Raw genomic sequence first — 14,756 nt, forward strand, 5'->3', positions numbered from 1 at the left:
TATTTTCTATTTCAATTCTAACGCATTTCCTTCAAACTGAATTCCGTCCCAACCTAAGTTGATGAAATTTCGAATGTTTTGGTGGTTTGTTCCGTTTGGATCTTTTAAAACTTCTTCAAAATAAAAAGCACCAAAACAAGCTAAAGTTTCTTCTTTGCTTAAGTTTTGTAATTTGGCAAAAGAAAATAATTTACAAGAACCTGAATTTTCTCCGGCAGCGTTATGTTGTGTTCCGTTTTGGAAAACGGTCGGTGTAAAATTGTAATTTTCTTCAATTACTGCAATAGTTTCCGGGAATGTTATTTCGTTTGGAGTTTGTTTTACTTTTTCTAAAAAGACTTGAATGCTCATGATGTTGGTATTGTTTTTTTGCCACGAATTTCCACTGATTAAATTCGTGATAATTTGTGTAATTTGTGGTGGCCATTTTTTTTAATTTATGCTAATTGGTGAGTTCGAGAAGAAAATTATTCTTCGTCATCATCCTTCGAAAATTTACTTTTCTTAGGCTCTTTAATTATTGTTTTTCCGGCAACTACAACTACGATTTCACCGCGCGGTGCTGTTTTTTCAAAATGAGTTAAAACTTCTCTTGCTGTTCCGCGGACATTTTCTTCGTGCATTTTTGATAATTCTCTCGAAACACAAACTTGTCTGTCTTCTCCAAAATACTGAATAAATTCGGCTAAAGTTTTAACGAGTTTATGCGGAGAAACGTATAAAATCATTGTTCTGGTTTCTTCGGCTAAAGCCAAAAATCGGGTTTGACGTCCTTTTTTGTCAGGCAGAAAACCTTCAAAAACAAATTTATCATTTGGCAGTCCGCTGTTGACCAAGGCCGGAACAAAAGCCGTTGCGCCAGGCAAACATTCCACTTCAATTTTATTTTCGACACAAGCACGAGTCAATAAAAAACCGGGATCTGAAATCGCCGGAGTTCCTGCATCTGAAATTAAAGCGATGGTTTCGCCGGCTTTCAAACGTGCAATTAAATTTTCGGTTGTTTTGTGCTCGTTGTGCATATGATGGCTGTGCATGTGCGTGCCAATTTCAAAATGCTTCAACAGTTTTCCACTCGTTCTGGTGTCTTCGGCCAAAATCAAATCGACTTCTTTAAGAATCCGAATGGCACGAAAAGTCATGTCTTCTAGATTGCCAATTGGCGTTGGAACGATATATAATTTTGACATAATTAATTTTAAATATTAAACACATATTGTACGAATTAACACGAATAATTAAAGTGCTAAAATTTCACAAATATAAATTAGTGTACATCTGTGACTCGAGCAATAGCGACAGACGAAGTAAATTCGTGTTTATGAGAATTTTTTCTCTATAATTCCAAGGAAACGTTCAGCATAATCGTCTTTTCCTTCCCAATTGTTGTAATCGGGTTTTACCATATTTTCTATGAATTCCTGAGCTTCGGCATACGTATCAAAAGTCAGTAATTGATTCAAAACACGGCTGTAATCTTCAGAACTGTTTCCGAAAAGATTTTTAGTGAAGGCAATTCGGTCATTCAAATCGATATGAAAACCTTTTGCCAGTTTTTCATTTAATGTTACCGCTTTTGGTTCAGCCGGAGTTTCCAGAACCTCTGTTTCAATTTTTGTCTCTTGAATTTCATTAAGTGATGGAAAAGGAGTTGAAGGAACAGATTCAAAACTGTCTACCTTTACAAACTGCGCATCGGCATAATTAATTCCGAAATCTTCAAACGCAAGATGAACCGGATTTGATTTTGATGAAGTTTCCTCTTTTGGCTCTTCTTTCTCTTCAATTTTTTCTTCTGATTTATCTAATTCAAAAGCAGGAACAAAATCCGGAATTGGTTTTGCTTCGTTTACGGTTGTAAAAGAAAGCTCTTCAAAAGGAGTTTTCTTTTCTTTGATTGGTTCCACTTCTTCGGTTTCAGTAACAGCTTCCGGTTCTTCAATTTTTTCAACAACCGGTTTTTCGATAATTTCTTCAACCGGTTCCGGAGTTATTTCTTCCGGAATATCAGCCACTATTTCTTCTGCAATTGCTGGCTCTGGAGTTTCTTCAACTGCAGTTTCTTCAGCAACAATTGGCGTTTCTTCTTTAATTTCCGCCGGAGTTATTTCTTCTTTATCAAAAATAGTTTCAATTTCAGAAGTGATTTCGCTGTGGCTGATGGTTGGTTTTGCACCGTCGAAGTTTTCGTCTATAAATTTTAAAACCGCTAGTTTCTCATATAATTTCTGCGTTTCAAGATACAATTGATTGATATCGGATTTGTTTTTAAGTTTTAAAATTCGATGTGCAATGCTGATTAAATCGGCTTCCAATTTTTTTTTCATAGCTGTAGAAATTATAGTGAATAGGGGTAATTTATATGTTTTGTAATTGAATGTCTTTATTACGGAAAGAAATCAACAAGATATTTTTTTATTTCTGTTAATAAGCGATTGCGAATCTCTGATTTGATAAAAATTTTCTACTTTTGAAAAAGTGTAAAATCAGCAATTTTTCACGTCGATTTATTACCAGTACAAAGTAATAAAAACTATTCATTTTTAAAGGTAGAAAAATACAAAATGTTTCTCGAAAATACAGTAAATCACAAAGAACAATTTGGTTGGATTGAAGTTATTTGTGGATCAATGTTTTCGGGTAAAACCGAGGAGTTAATCCGCAGATTAAAACGCGCCAAATTTGCCAAACAAAGAGTCGAAATCTTTAAACCTGCTATTGATACCCGCTATCATGACGAAATGGTGGTATCTCACGATGCCAACGAAATTCGTTCAACTCCTGTTCCGGCTGCAGCTAATATTGCAATTTTAGCACAAGGATGTGACGTTATCGGAATTGATGAAGCGCAGTTTTTTGATGATGAAATCGTTACCGTTTGTAATGATCTTGCCAATCAGGGAATTCGTGTGATAGTTGCGGGACTTGATATGGATTTTAAAGGAAACCCTTTCGGACCCATGCCGGCACTTATGGCAACAGCGGAATATGTAACTAAAGTTCACGCCGTTTGTACTAGAACCGGAAATCTGGCCAATTACAGTTTCCGTAAAACGGATAATGATAAATTGGTAATGCTTGGCGAAACGGAAGAATATGAACCGCTGAGTCGTGCTGCGTATTATAATGCAATGAAAAAAAATCAGGAGAAATAGATTTAAATTCCCATTTAAGCCATAAATAATGCAAGACAAGAAAAATAAAAGAAAGCAGAATATCTTATTATTACTCGTAATTGGAATTGCGGTGATTTTAGCGGTTTACTTTCAGTTTTTTCTTTCTGAAAGTAGAGGAGAAGTAAAGACCGAAATAACAGAATTGGTTGCAAAATATAATAAAAATTGCCTGCTTAAAATTCAGGAAGGAATTCAGTTAGATAGTGTAAGCTTACCTAATTTACCGGAGGAAAAAGCAGTTCAGTATAATTTGACATTACTGAATGTAGACAAACAAACTGCAGAGGTTAATGTAATACGAAACGAAATCGGAAAAAGTCTGATAAGTACGGCTAAAGCAAATCCGCGGCTTCAGGTTTTTCGTGACAATGATTATACTTTGATTTATAGTTACAAAGACAAAAAGAATGTTTTTTTGTTTGAAGTAAAAATATTACCGGATCAATATAAATAATTTGAGATTCTTATATAAAATATAACCCGACAGATTTTGAATTTGTCGGGTTTTGTTATTTGTACGGACAAAATTGTTATATTTGTACGTATTAAATATTAAAGTTATGGATGCGAAATTAACATTGAAATTAGATAAAAGTGTTATTGAAAAAGCCAAAATATATGCAGCAGAACACAAGCATAGTTTATCACTTTTGGTCGAAAATTATTTGAAAGCAATAACTGAATCTGAAAAAAAAGAAAATACAAAAGAAATAAGTTCCTTTATAAAAAGCCTGAGTATAGGTAAGGGGGAAGTTCCAGTGGATTTCGATTATAAAAAAGATCGTCAGGATTATTTGTCTCAAAAATATAAGTAATATGAATTTATTTTTAGATACAAATGTATTAATCGATTTGATTGATAAGAGAGAACCTTTTTATAATGATATCGCTGTAATTGCTTCAAGGGCTGAAAATAAAGAGTTTAAATTAGTGGCTTCATCTTTGTCTTTTGTAAATGCAGTTTATGTAGTTTCCAGAAATGTTGAAGAGAAATTGGTTTTAGAAGCTTTAAAAAAGTTTAGAATTATATGTAATGTTTCAAATATTGATGAAATTGTGATTGACAAAAGTTTAATTTCAAACTTTAATGATTTTGAAGATGCAGTTCAATATTTTAGTGCTTTACATCATAAAGCTGAGATTATCCTAACCCGGAATAAAAAAGATTTTAAAAACTCAGAGATTCCAACAATGACTCCTTCGGAATTTCTTGCTTCTTTATAAATAATAAAACCCGATAGATTTCAAAATCTGTCGGGTTTTATTATTTTATAAAAGTCTGATTATATCTTCTTCCTCATTCTCGCAACCGGAATATCAAGTTGTTCACGGTATTTTGCAATCGTTCTTCTTGCAATCGGATAACCTTTTTCTTTTAAGATTTCTGCCAATTGATCGTCTGGCAAAGGTTTCTTTTTGTCTTCTTCTTCAATTGTATTTTTTAAAATCTTTTTGATTTCTAAAGTCGAAACATCTTCTCCCTGATCATTTTTCATGGCTTCAGAGAAAAATTCCTTGATTAGTTTTGTTCCGTATGGTGTTTCTACATATTTGCTGTTGGCTACGCGCGAAATTGTCGAAATATCCAAACCAACCATATCAGCAATGTCTTTTAAGATCATTGGCTTTAGTTTGGTTTCATCGCCATCTAAAAAGAATTCTTCCTGATAATGCATAATCGCATTCATCGTTACAAAAAGTGTTTCCTGGCGTTGTCTTATCGCATCGATAAACCATTTGGCCGAATCCAGCTTTTGTTTGATAAACTGAACCGCATCTTTCTGAGCAGATGATTTATCACGGGAATCTTTGTACGTCTGCATCATTTCCTGATAATCTTTAGAAACGTGCAGCGACGGAGCATTTCTTCCGTTTAAAGTCAATTCCAATTCACCATCCACAATTCTGATCGCGAAATCTGGAACTACATTCTCCGTTACTTTATTATTTCCAGTGTACGATCCGCCCGGTTTTGGATTTAATCTTTCGATTTCGTGAATGGCTTTTTTAAGCTGTTCGTTCGAAACTGCATATTTCTGCAATAATTTATCGTAATGTTTTTTGGTAAAAGCATCAAACTGATTTTCAATAATGTCAATCGCTAAATCAACATATTCGGTTGGTGTTTTGTGCTTTAGCTGCAATAATAAACATTCCTGTAAGTCACGCGCGCCAACTCCCGAAGGTTCCAGTTCGTGAATGACATGCAACATTCTTTCGACCTTTGCTTCATCAGTATAAATTCCCTGAGTAAAGGCCATGTCGTCAACCATATCGGCAACACTTCTGCGGATATAACCCATATCATCAATACTTCCAACAAGGAATTCAGCGATTTCACGCTCTTCATCATTCAGAATAAAAGTATTCAACTGATTGATCAAATCCTGATGAAAACTAATCGGCGAAGCAAAAGGCGTTTCGCGTTCTTCGTCTTCACTGTAATTATTAACCTGAGTCTTGTAATCCGGAGTATCGTCGTCGCTTAGATATTCGTCGATATTAATGTCGTCTGCTTCGATTCTGTCAGATTCAGCATCATCATAATCGTCGTATTCTTCATTAGCGAATTCATCAGCTTCGTATTCATCTTCTTTACCAGCTTCCAAAGCCGGATTTTCGTTCATTTCTTCCAATAAACGTTGCTCAAAAGCTTGCGTAGGCAATTGAATTAACTTCATCAGCTGAATTTGCTGTGGAGATAATTTTTGTGATAATTTTAAATTTAAAAATTGCTTTAGCATAAAAAAAGTTGCTAAGATACTAAGGCACTAAGAGCCTAAGTATCTTTTTATTGACGAATTAAATTCGGATTAAAATTATTTTTTTATTTCTATTCTAAAAAACTTAGAACCTCAGTATCTCAGAACCTTAGAATCTTTTCTTAGAACTCTGCATTTCCTGGAGTTCTCGGGAAAGGAATTACGTCTCTGATGTTTGTCATTCCGGTTACAAACAATACCAAGCGCTCAAATCCTAAACCGAAACCTGCGTGCGTTGCAGAACCAAATCTTCTGGTGTCTAAATACCAGTATAATTCTTCTTCATCGATATCTAAGGCTTTCATTTTCTCTACCAAAACATCGTAACGCTCTTCTCTTTCAGAACCTCCAACGATTTCTCCAATTCCAGGGAAAAGGATATCCATGGCACGAACTGTTTCTCTTCCTGGTTCTGTGTTATCGTTCAAACGCATGTAAAACGCTTTGATGTTTGCCGGGTAATCGTATAAAATTACCGGACATTTAAAGTGTTTCTCTACTAAATAACGCTCATGTTCAGATTGTAAGTCAGCTCCCCATTCTTCAATGATGTAGCTGAATTTTTTCTTTTTATTTGGAGTTGAATCTCTTAAAATGTCAATTGCTTCTGTATAAGAAACACGTTTGAAGTTGTTCTCCAAAACGAAATTCAATTTCTCTAACAAAGCCATTTCGCTTCTGTCTGCCTGAGGTTTTGATTTTTCTTCTTCTAAAAGTCTTCCTTCCAGGAATTTCAAATCATCCTTACAGTTATCTAAAGCGTATTTAATTACGTACTGAATAAAATCTTCAGCCAAATCCATATTGTCATCAAGGTCGTTGAAAGCAACTTCCGGTTCGATCATCCAAAATTCTGCCAGGTGACGGGAAGTATTTGAATTCTCAGCTCTAAAAGTTGGTCCAAAAGTATAAATCTGACCCAAAGCCATCGCAAAAGTTTCTCCTTCTAATTGTCCCGAAACCGTTAAGTTTGTTTCTTTTCCGAAGAAATCTTCTTTATAATTTACTTTTCCGTCTTCAGTTCTTGGTGTATTGTCAAAAGACAAAGCGGTAACTTTAAACATTTCTCCTGCACCTTCAGCATCAGAACCCGTAATGATTGGTGTATTTACATACACAAATCCTTTTTGCTGAAAATAGTTGTGAACCGCAAACGACAATACCGAACGCACACGCATAATTGCTCCAAAAGCATTAGTACGAACACGTAAATGTGCATTTTCTCTTAAAAATTCTAAAGAGTGTTTTTTAGGCTGCATTGGGAATTTCTCTGCATCAGAATCTCCAAGAATTTCAAGTTGTTTCACCTGAATTTCATATTTCTGACCAGCACCTTTACTTTCTACCAAAGTTCCCGTTACAGAAACCGCAGCTCCGGTCGTGATTCTTTTTAAAGTTTCTTCCGGTGTATTTTCAAAATCAACAACACATTGTATATTATTAATGGTAGAACCGTCATTAAGAGCGATGAACTGATTATTTCTAAAAGTTCTCACCCATCCTTTTGCATTTACTTCCTGTAGCGTCGTCGTACTGTTTAATAAGTCTTTAACTTTTGTGTGTTTCATTTTAATTTTAGATTTTAGATTTCTGATTTTAGATTAAAATAAAAATCAGTGTTTTTATATCGAATTGCAAATATAAACGATAATAATTAATTTTTGAAGCTGTTTCCTGCTATCCGCTATATCTTTTTAGGCAGATCATTTACGGTAAACAAGATAGTTCCGATTGCCTAAAAAGGATACCGCTGCTATCAGGGCTAGGGACTCGTTTTCAAAAGTCCTCTTTTGTCATTGCGAGGAACGAAGCAACCGCACTATTAGTGTAGATTTAGCAAATGAGATTGCTTCGTTCCTCGCAAAGACTATGCTTGTGTTTCTATCTTTGTCAAAGTTTTAAACTTTGACAAAGATGATATGCTTAATTCGTGAATTCGTGACGAAAAAAAATCTAATTCTCCAATCCTTCCAAATCCTCTTTCTTAGCTTTTTTCTTTTCAAAAGTCAAAACCAAAGCCGGTAAAACCAATAAATTCGCAAACATCGCAAACGCCAATGTACAGGATATTAATCCACCAAGCGCGATTGTTCCGCTAAAGCTGGAAAGTGTGAAAGTAGCAAATCCTAAAATTAAAACTACTGATGTATAAAAAGTACTGATTCCGGTTTCTCTCAAAGCACTGAAAACAGATTTTTTTACTTTTCCGTTGCTTTGTATTAAATCGTGTTTGTACTTCGCCATGAACTGAATCGCATTATCGACCGAGATTCCAAACGCAATACTGAATACTAAAATCGTTGAAGGCTTAAGCGGAATTCCGAAATAACCCATCAATCCAGATGTAATACAAAGTGGCAAAATATTCGTAATCACCGACGCAAAAACCATTTTGAATGATCTGAATAAATAAAGCATCAAAATCGCTATTACCAAAATCGCGAAAATCAACGATTCAATTAAATTGTCAACCAGGTATGATGTTCCTTTCTGAAAAACCAGTGCTTTTCCGGTAACGGTAACTTCGTAACGATCTTTCGGAAAAATTTCATCAATTTTTGAATGTAATTTTTTCTCGACTTTTGCCATTTCGTGGGTACCAATATCTTTCATGAAAGTCGTGATTCGGGCATATTGTCCGGTTGAATCTACGTAAGCTTTCATTAAATTTTCTTTGCTGTTTTTTGTCGCATTTTTAGCATAACCCAAAATAAAGGTCTGCTCTTGCGAAGTCGGCAATTGGTAATATTCCGGGTTTCCGTTATAGAAAGCCTGTTTTGAATATTTAACCAAATTCACAATAGAAACTGGTTTTGCCAATTCAGGCATTTCGGCAATTGTATTCTGCAACTCATCCATTTTACGAATAGTCGACGCCTTCATAACACCTTTTTTGTGTTTGGTGTCAATCATGATTTCAAGCGGCATTACCCCGTTGAATTCTTTTTCGTAGAACAAAATATCTTTAAAGAAAGAAGCACTTTTTGGCATTTCGCCAATCAAACTTCCTGAAACTTTCATTTGCGACACTCCAATAACGCTGAAAACCAAAAGTAATCCGTAAATCGTATAAATTACTTTTCGTTTATTTCTTACCACATTTTCAACAAAATCCAATAAAGTCGAGATATAGGTTTTCGTTAAATGGTATAAGTGTTTTTCTCCCGGAACAGGCATGAAACTGTAGACAATTGGTACAATTAAAAGTGTCAATAAATACACAGAAATCACATTGATAGAAGTCACCAATCCAAATTCAAAAAGCAAATCATTTCCGGTAATCATAAACGTGGCAAAACCAATCGCCGTCGTTAAATTCGTCATTAAAGTCGAAACCCCAATTTTAGAAATAATACGCTGTAAAGCCTTTGCCTGATTATTATGTAGTTTAATTTCCTGCTGGTATTTATTGATCAGGAAAATACAATTCGTAATTCCGATTACAATAATCAATGGCGGAATAATAGCTGTTAAAATCGTGATTTTATAATGAAATAACCCAAGCGTTCCAAACGACCAGATTACACCGACAATTAAAATACAGATTGAAATAAATGTTGCTCTGAACGAACGGAAAAAGAAAAAGAAAATCAGGGAAACGGTAAATAAAGCCGCGCCGATAAACAATCCGATTTCGCCTTTCATATCCGCAGCGTTGATCGTTCTGATGTATGGCATTCCCGAAACTTTCAAATCGATTCCGGTTGTTTTTTCGAATTTATCGATCTTCGGAACTAAATTTTCCAAAATAAAAGTCTTTCTTTCTGCTGTATTTACAATTGCTTTGTTCATGTAAATAGCTGAACGCACACTTCCGCTTTCTTTATTAAAAAGCAATCCTTCGTAAAAAGGCAAGTTGTTAAATAAATCGTGCTGAACCGTTTTCAAATAAGCCGGATCAACCGTTTTGCTCTGATCAATGAATGGACTAAGAACGAATTTTTCGTTTACAGTATCTTTTTCTAATTTTTTTAAATCATTTAGAGAAACGACTAAATCAACTTCTTTCGATTTTTTTAAACCAGTCATCAGCTCATTCCAGGCCGCATAATTTTTGGGAGTGAAGAAGTTTTTATCCTGAAAACCAATTACAATCAGATTTCCTTCTTCGCCAAATTTGTTCAGGAATTTTTGATACTCTTTATTTGCGATATGATTTTTAGGAAGTAAATTGGCTTCAGTATAAGTCATAGCAAGGTTTTTCCATTGAAAACCAAGGAAAATTGTCAGGGCAGCAACCAAAACCAAAATTGTTATTCTGTTTTTAAGAATAATTCGGGCTACTTTTTCCCAAAAACCAACGTAAATAGCGTTTTTCATAAAATCTTTAAAATGGATGCAAATGTAATGAAAAGTGCTCGAAATCATAAACAATCGATTGTATTTTACTTAATGTTAACACAAATTTGAAAGTGCTGGATTTGTGATAAATTCCTGCTTTTTGCTGTTTAGTCAGTAGCTTTTTCCCATATTTGTACTTAATTTAAAAATGAAACGGAAATGAATTGGATTTTATTAATCATCGCGGGCCTTTTTGAAGTAGGGTTTGCGTCATGTTTAGGCAAAGCCAAAGAAACAACAGGAATTATTTCAACATATTGGATGGCAGGTTTTTTTGTCTGTCTTTCGATCAGTATGATTTTATTATATAAAGCCACACAAGAATTACCAATCGGAACCGCATACGCCGTTTGGACTGGAATTGGAGCTGTTGGAACCGTTTTGGTTGGAATATTCATTTTTAAAGAACCGGCAACTTTTTGGAGAATATTTTTTCTTTCAACATTAATTGCTTCCATTATTGGGTTGAAGTTTGTTTCTAGTCATTAAAGTGATGGCACGCTGATAACGCGGATTAAACGGATGTCCGCTGTTTATTATTAAGTATGAATTCTCAATGAAAAAATCTGTGTGAACCCGTTTCATCCGTGTAATCCGTGGGCAAAAAAAAATAGCTATTCATATAAATAATTATCAATGCAAGAAAACAACACCATCACGTTTATTTTTTTAGCCATAATTTTATTATTGGTAATCATCATTTGTTTTATGGTGTATCAATTAATGCAGGTAAAAAAATCAAAAGAAGATGCCGAAAAGAGTTTTTATGCACTGGAAAGAAAAGTAAACGACTTGCAATTAGAGACTTTAGAATCAAAACTGAATCCGCATTTGTTTAAGAATATTTTAAATTCGATTCAGTCGCATGCTTATCAAACTTATTTTGCTTTAGATAAACTGGCCAATGTTCTGGATTATATTTTATATGAAAGCAAAAAGAAATTCGTCACTGCCAAAGAAGAAATTGATTTTGCACTGAATTTAATTGAAATCAATAAAATCAAAATCAGTCCGCTTTTTGAATTGAAGATAAAAACCAATATCAATAAAGAAGACAAATTATATGAACAGCCTTTATTGGCACCGCTGATTTCGATAGATTTAATTGAAAATGCTTTTAAACATGCCGATTTGCAAAGTGCAGATGCCTTTATTTCGGTTGTTTTTGAGTTCAAAGACAATGCTTTTTTTATGACGGTTTCGAATAAAATATCCGATAAAAAAGTATTGAAAAAAGAGCGAAGCGGTTTTGGCCACGCGACTTTAGAACATCGCTTGCGTATTATTTACAAGAATAATTTCAAACTTGACCGATTCGTTGAAAACGACATTTATATAGCGCATCTTAAAATAGACTTACTTGAATACAAAACTGAAATGCTTGCTTCTGGACGATGAGTTGCCTGGATTAACTTACCTGAAAATGCTTTGTGAACAAATTCCCGAGGTAGAAATTGTAAAAACGTTTAATAATCCGGAAAAACTTTTGGCCGAAATTCCGAATCTCGATTTTGATTTATTAATCTCAGATATCGAAATGCCAGGAATTGACGGCTTGCATCTAGCTGAAATGTTAGACAATAAATTAGTGATTTTCTGCACGGCTTATAAAGAATACGCTGCGGAGGCTTTTAATATTGATGCCGTTGATTATATTACAAAACCGGTAAAACTGGAGCGTTTACAAAAAGCAATCTTAAAAGCTTATGAGCGTTTTAATAAACCCGAAACAGCCAAGAAATTCATTCAATTGAATACTGATAAAGGAAAAACCTTGTTGTACTTCAATGAAATTCAATACATCAAAACAGCAGTGAGCGATAGTCGTGACAAAACCGTGTTGCTTTCTGACGGCAGTTTTCTGAATTTAAAAAACGTCAAATTTGATACACTTTTACAAGAATTGCCTGAAGCCGATTTCTGCCGAATCAATAAAAAAGAGATAGTGGCAGTAAAGGCAATAAAATTCTTCAATCACAACGAAATTGTATTGCATCATTTAGAGGAAAATCATAAAAACACCACCTTAATTTTGAGCGAAACCTATCGTTCTGACTTTTTGAAAAAGGTCAAAATCTAACTTATTACAAAGTTTTTCGGACTTGTTACATAGATTGAAAATTAGGTGTAAATTTACTTTTTCACTACGTTTTCAGTGCTGATATTTGCGGCAATAAATCAAAAAAACGAGTTATGAATAATATTAAAAACTCTTTATTTTATGTTACTGTAATTGGTGGTTTCACTGCATTAATATATTGGGTAATCTCAAAAGGAGCTTCGCTTGAAGTGGGTCGCGGAATTGTTCAGAAAAAAATAGAAAGTAATCACTGGAATGATTTTCTGCATTCTATGGTCGAAAATTTACAGCATCCATTAGCTATTTTACTAGCTCAGATTGTGACAATTATTTTAGTAGCCCGTTTGTTTGGATGGGTTTTTAGGAAAATTGGACAGCCATCTGTAATTGGTGAAATGATTGCAGGAATTGTTCTTGGGCCCTCTTTGGTCGGAATGTATTTTCCGGAATTCTCAGCAGCTTTATTTCCAAAAGAATCTTTAGGAAACTTGCAATTTTTGAGTCAGATTGGTTTGATACTTTTCATGTTCGTTATCGGAATGGAATTGGATTTAAAAGTCCTTAAAAATAAAGCGCACGAATCAGTGGTAATCAGCCACGCCAGTATTGTAATTCCATTCGCATTAGGTTTGACTCTTGCTTATTTTATATACGCAACTTTTGCACCGGTTGGAGTAGCTTTTTCTTCTTTCGGATTATTTATGGGAATCGCCATGAGTATTACTGCTTTTCCGGTTTTGGCCAGAATTGTTCAGGAACGCGGAATGCAAAAAACTAAACTCGGAACTATTGCTATAACATGCGCGGCGGCAGATGATATTACGGCTTGGTGTATTTTAGCCGTTGTAATTGCGATCGTAAAAGCAGGTTCGTTTACGAGCGCTTTATATGTTATTGGTTTGGCTATTTTGTATGTAATTGTGATGCTGAAGATAGTTCGCCCATTCTTAAAACGTGTTGGTGATTTAAATTCAACCCGCGAAAGTTTGAATAAACCAGTTGTTGCCATTTTCTTTTTGACTCTTTTGTTTTCTGCTTATGCTTCGGAATTAATCGGAATTCATGCTTTGTTTGGTGCTTTTTTAGCTGGAGCTATTATGCCGGAAAACAACAAATTCAGAAATATTTTTATTGAAAAAGTAGAAGATGTTTCCATTATCGTTTTATTGCCATTATTCTTTGTGTTTACAGGTTTGCGTACACAAATTGGATTGCTGAATGATCCTTATTTATGGAAAGTGACAGCTGTAATTATTGCAGTTGCCGTAACCGGAAAATTCTTTGGAAGTGCGTTGGCAGCAAAATTTGTGGGACAAAACTGGAAAGACAGTTTAGCCATTGGAGCCTTGATGAATACACGTGGTTTAATGGAATTGGTAGTTTTAAATATCGGTTACGATTTAGGAGTTCTTTCAACTGAAATCTTTACAATGATGGTAATTATGGCTTTGGTAACGACATTTATGACCGGTCCGGCTTTAGATTTTATCGGTTTTATTTTTAAAGATAAAATTACAGCTATTCCTCAGGAAATTGGAAATAAAAGCAAATACAAGATTTTACTTTCGTTTGCAACTCCGGAAAAAGGAAAAAAACTATTGCAAATTGCGAACAGCTTAGTTAAAAAACAAGGTGACAATTCGATTGTAACGGCGATGCATTTGTCTTTAAGTACTGAGATACATTCGTTTGATGTTAAAGATCATGAACGTAAAATGTTAGTTCCGGTGATTGAAGAATCACAGCGACTGAATCAAAATATGATAAGTGTTTTTAAGGTGACAAATGATATCGATACCGATATTATTGATACAGCAAATCAAGGCGAGTACGATTTATTATTAGTTGGTTTAGGACAATCTATTTTTGATGGAACTTTACTTGGAAAGATTCTTGGTTTCACAACGCGAATCGTAAATCCGGATCGTTTGATTGATAAGTTTACAGGAAAAGAAGGTTTGTTTGAAAATTCTCCTTTTGATGAAAGAACACGTCATATTATTGCAAAAAGTAAAATGCCGGTGGGAATTTTTATTGATAAAGATTTAGAAGAAGTCAATCAGATTTTTATGCCGATTTTTAGTAAAGAAGATGCTTTTTTAATTGAATACGCCAAGAAATTAATCAATAATAACGGATCGCAAATAACAGTTCTGGACGCCAGCGGTGAAGTAAAAAACACTCGCGATATTCAGGAAAGTATTCGTTCTATCGAACAAATTGCGCCAAATCATATTATGATTATGCATGACAGAACGATCAAAAAAGAGTTTTTAGAAAGCCAGAACTTAATGATTATAAGTTTAGACAGCTGGAAAAAACTGATTGAATCTCAAAGCACCTGGTTGAATAATACGCCTTCGGTTTTGATTCTTAAACCATAAGGGTTTTAAAAAT

Annotated in this window: 14 protein-coding genes; 8 read left to right on the forward strand and 6 right to left on the reverse strand. The window is 34.4% G+C overall.

Annotated features, from left to right (window positions below):
* Positions 1-6 precede the first annotated feature (6 nt).
* From ASC72_RS03965 to ASC72_RS03975, 3 genes are all read right to left on the reverse strand, one after another.
* Positions 7-351 carry a HopJ type III effector protein gene (locus ASC72_RS03965; protein WP_056187143.1) on the reverse strand — a complete coding sequence of 115 codons (345 nt, stop codon included), beginning with the start codon at positions 349-351 and terminating at the stop codon, positions 7-9.
* 116 nt (positions 352-467) lie between these two features.
* Entirely contained in the window at positions 468-1,190 is a 723-nt protein-coding gene (gene rsmI / locus ASC72_RS03970) for a 16S rRNA (cytidine(1402)-2'-O)-methyltransferase (RefSeq protein WP_056187147.1), read from the reverse strand.
* A 129-nt stretch (positions 1,191-1,319) separates the two neighbouring features.
* Positions 1,320-2,327, reverse strand: coding sequence for a hypothetical protein (locus ASC72_RS03975; protein WP_056187150.1), 1,008 nt, complete (start codon positions 2,325-2,327; stop codon positions 1,320-1,322).
* A gap of 237 nt (positions 2,328-2,564) precedes the next feature.
* Between ASC72_RS03975 and ASC72_RS03980 the strand changes: the two genes are divergently transcribed.
* The 4 genes from ASC72_RS03980 (at position 2,565) to ASC72_RS03995 (ending at position 4,400) form a co-directional block, all read left to right on the forward strand.
* Positions 2,565-3,155, forward strand: coding sequence for a thymidine kinase (locus tag ASC72_RS03980; protein ID WP_056187153.1), 591 nt, complete (start codon positions 2,565-2,567; stop codon positions 3,153-3,155).
* 28 nt (positions 3,156-3,183) lie between these two features.
* Positions 3,184-3,630 carry a hypothetical protein gene (locus tag ASC72_RS03985; protein ID WP_056187155.1) on the forward strand — a complete coding sequence of 149 codons (447 nt, stop codon included), beginning with the start codon at positions 3,184-3,186 and terminating at the stop codon, positions 3,628-3,630.
* Positions 3,631-3,736: 106 nt separating this feature from the next.
* A complete protein-coding gene (locus ASC72_RS03990) occupies positions 3,737-3,991 on the forward strand; it encodes a DUF6364 family protein (RefSeq protein WP_056187157.1) in 255 nt (84 codons plus the stop codon).
* Between the two features lies 1 nt (position 3,992).
* Positions 3,993-4,400: a PIN domain-containing protein gene (locus tag ASC72_RS03995; protein WP_056187160.1), complete on the forward strand. Its 408-nt coding sequence runs from the start codon at positions 3,993-3,995 to the stop codon at positions 4,398-4,400.
* Positions 4,401-4,459: 59 nt separating this feature from the next.
* Here the strand turns inward: ASC72_RS03995 and rpoN are convergent, their stop codons facing one another.
* The 3 genes from rpoN to ASC72_RS04010 all read right to left on the reverse strand — a co-directional run bounded on the left by rpoN (position 4,460) and on the right by ASC72_RS04010 (position 10,258).
* The gene (rpoN, locus tag ASC72_RS04000) at positions 4,460-5,920 is read right to left on the reverse strand and encodes an RNA polymerase factor sigma-54 (RefSeq protein WP_056187163.1); all 1,461 of its coding nucleotides are present in this window, start codon (positions 5,918-5,920) and stop codon (positions 4,460-4,462) included.
* 140 nt (positions 5,921-6,060) lie between these two features.
* Positions 6,061-7,506 (reverse strand): asparagine--tRNA ligase, encoded by a 1,446-nt coding sequence (gene asnS / locus ASC72_RS04005; RefSeq protein WP_056187167.1) that lies wholly within the window; start codon positions 7,504-7,506, stop codon positions 6,061-6,063.
* 385 nt (positions 7,507-7,891) lie between these two features.
* On the reverse strand, positions 7,892-10,258 hold the full coding sequence (locus tag ASC72_RS04010) for an RND family transporter (RefSeq protein WP_056187171.1): 2,367 nt from the start codon (positions 10,256-10,258) through the stop codon (positions 7,892-7,894).
* Between the two features lie 180 nt (positions 10,259-10,438).
* Here ASC72_RS04010 and ASC72_RS04015 point away from each other — a divergent pair, with 180 nt between their 5' ends.
* The 4 genes from ASC72_RS04015 to ASC72_RS04030 all read left to right on the forward strand — a co-directional run bounded on the left by ASC72_RS04015 (position 10,439) and on the right by ASC72_RS04030 (position 14,743).
* Positions 10,439-10,768, forward strand: a complete 330-nt coding sequence (locus tag ASC72_RS04015; RefSeq protein WP_056187174.1) for a multidrug efflux SMR transporter — start codon at positions 10,439-10,441, stop codon at positions 10,766-10,768.
* Between the two features lie 147 nt (positions 10,769-10,915).
* Complete coding sequence (locus tag ASC72_RS04020; protein ID WP_056187178.1) at positions 10,916-11,677, forward strand: sensor histidine kinase; 762 nt, start codon at positions 10,916-10,918, stop codon at positions 11,675-11,677.
* Positions 11,640-12,359 (forward strand): LytTR family DNA-binding domain-containing protein, encoded by a 720-nt coding sequence (locus tag ASC72_RS04025; RefSeq protein WP_056187182.1) that lies wholly within the window; start codon positions 11,640-11,642, stop codon positions 12,357-12,359. The genes ASC72_RS04020 and ASC72_RS04025 overlap by 38 nt, the downstream gene beginning before the upstream one ends.
* Before the next feature lie 113 nt (positions 12,360-12,472).
* On the forward strand, positions 12,473-14,743 hold the full coding sequence (locus ASC72_RS04030; RefSeq protein WP_056187184.1) for a cation:proton antiporter: 2,271 nt from the start codon (positions 12,473-12,475) through the stop codon (positions 14,741-14,743).
* Positions 14,744-14,756 lie beyond the last annotated feature (13 nt).

This window comes from Flavobacterium sp. Root420 (assembly GCF_001427905.1).
In the GTDB taxonomy this organism is placed as follows: domain Bacteria; phylum Bacteroidota; class Bacteroidia; order Flavobacteriales; family Flavobacteriaceae; genus Flavobacterium.

Coding starts and splice junctions, on each gene's coding strand:
- ASC72_RS03980 (WP_056187153.1), top strand. CDS start 2,565: ATGTTTCTCGAAAATACAGTAAATCACAAAGAACAATTTGGTTGGATT.
- asnS (WP_056187167.1), bottom strand. CDS start 7,506: ATGAAACACACAAAAGTTAAAGACTTATTAAACAGTACGACGACGCTA.
- ASC72_RS04030 (WP_056187184.1), top strand. CDS start 12,473: ATGAATAATATTAAAAACTCTTTATTTTATGTTACTGTAATTGGTGGT.
- ASC72_RS04015 (WP_056187174.1), top strand. CDS start 10,439: ATGAATTGGATTTTATTAATCATCGCGGGCCTTTTTGAAGTAGGGTTT.
- rsmI (WP_056187147.1), bottom strand. CDS start 1,190: ATGTCAAAATTATATATCGTTCCAACGCCAATTGGCAATCTAGAAGAC.
- ASC72_RS04020 (WP_056187178.1), top strand. CDS start 10,916: ATGCAAGAAAACAACACCATCACGTTTATTTTTTTAGCCATAATTTTA.
- ASC72_RS04010 (WP_056187171.1), bottom strand. CDS start 10,258: ATGAAAAACGCTATTTACGTTGGTTTTTGGGAAAAAGTAGCCCGAATT.
- ASC72_RS03985 (WP_056187155.1), top strand. CDS start 3,184: ATGCAAGACAAGAAAAATAAAAGAAAGCAGAATATCTTATTATTACTC.
- rpoN (WP_056187163.1), bottom strand. CDS start 5,920: ATGCTAAAGCAATTTTTAAATTTAAAATTATCACAAAAATTATCTCCA.
- ASC72_RS03990 (WP_056187157.1), top strand. CDS start 3,737: ATGGATGCGAAATTAACATTGAAATTAGATAAAAGTGTTATTGAAAAA.
- ASC72_RS03965 (WP_056187143.1), bottom strand. CDS start 351: ATGAGCATTCAAGTCTTTTTAGAAAAAGTAAAACAAACTCCAAACGAA.
- ASC72_RS03975 (WP_056187150.1), bottom strand. CDS start 2,327: ATGAAAAAAAAATTGGAAGCCGATTTAATCAGCATTGCACATCGAATT.
- ASC72_RS03995 (WP_056187160.1), top strand. CDS start 3,993: ATGAATTTATTTTTAGATACAAATGTATTAATCGATTTGATTGATAAG.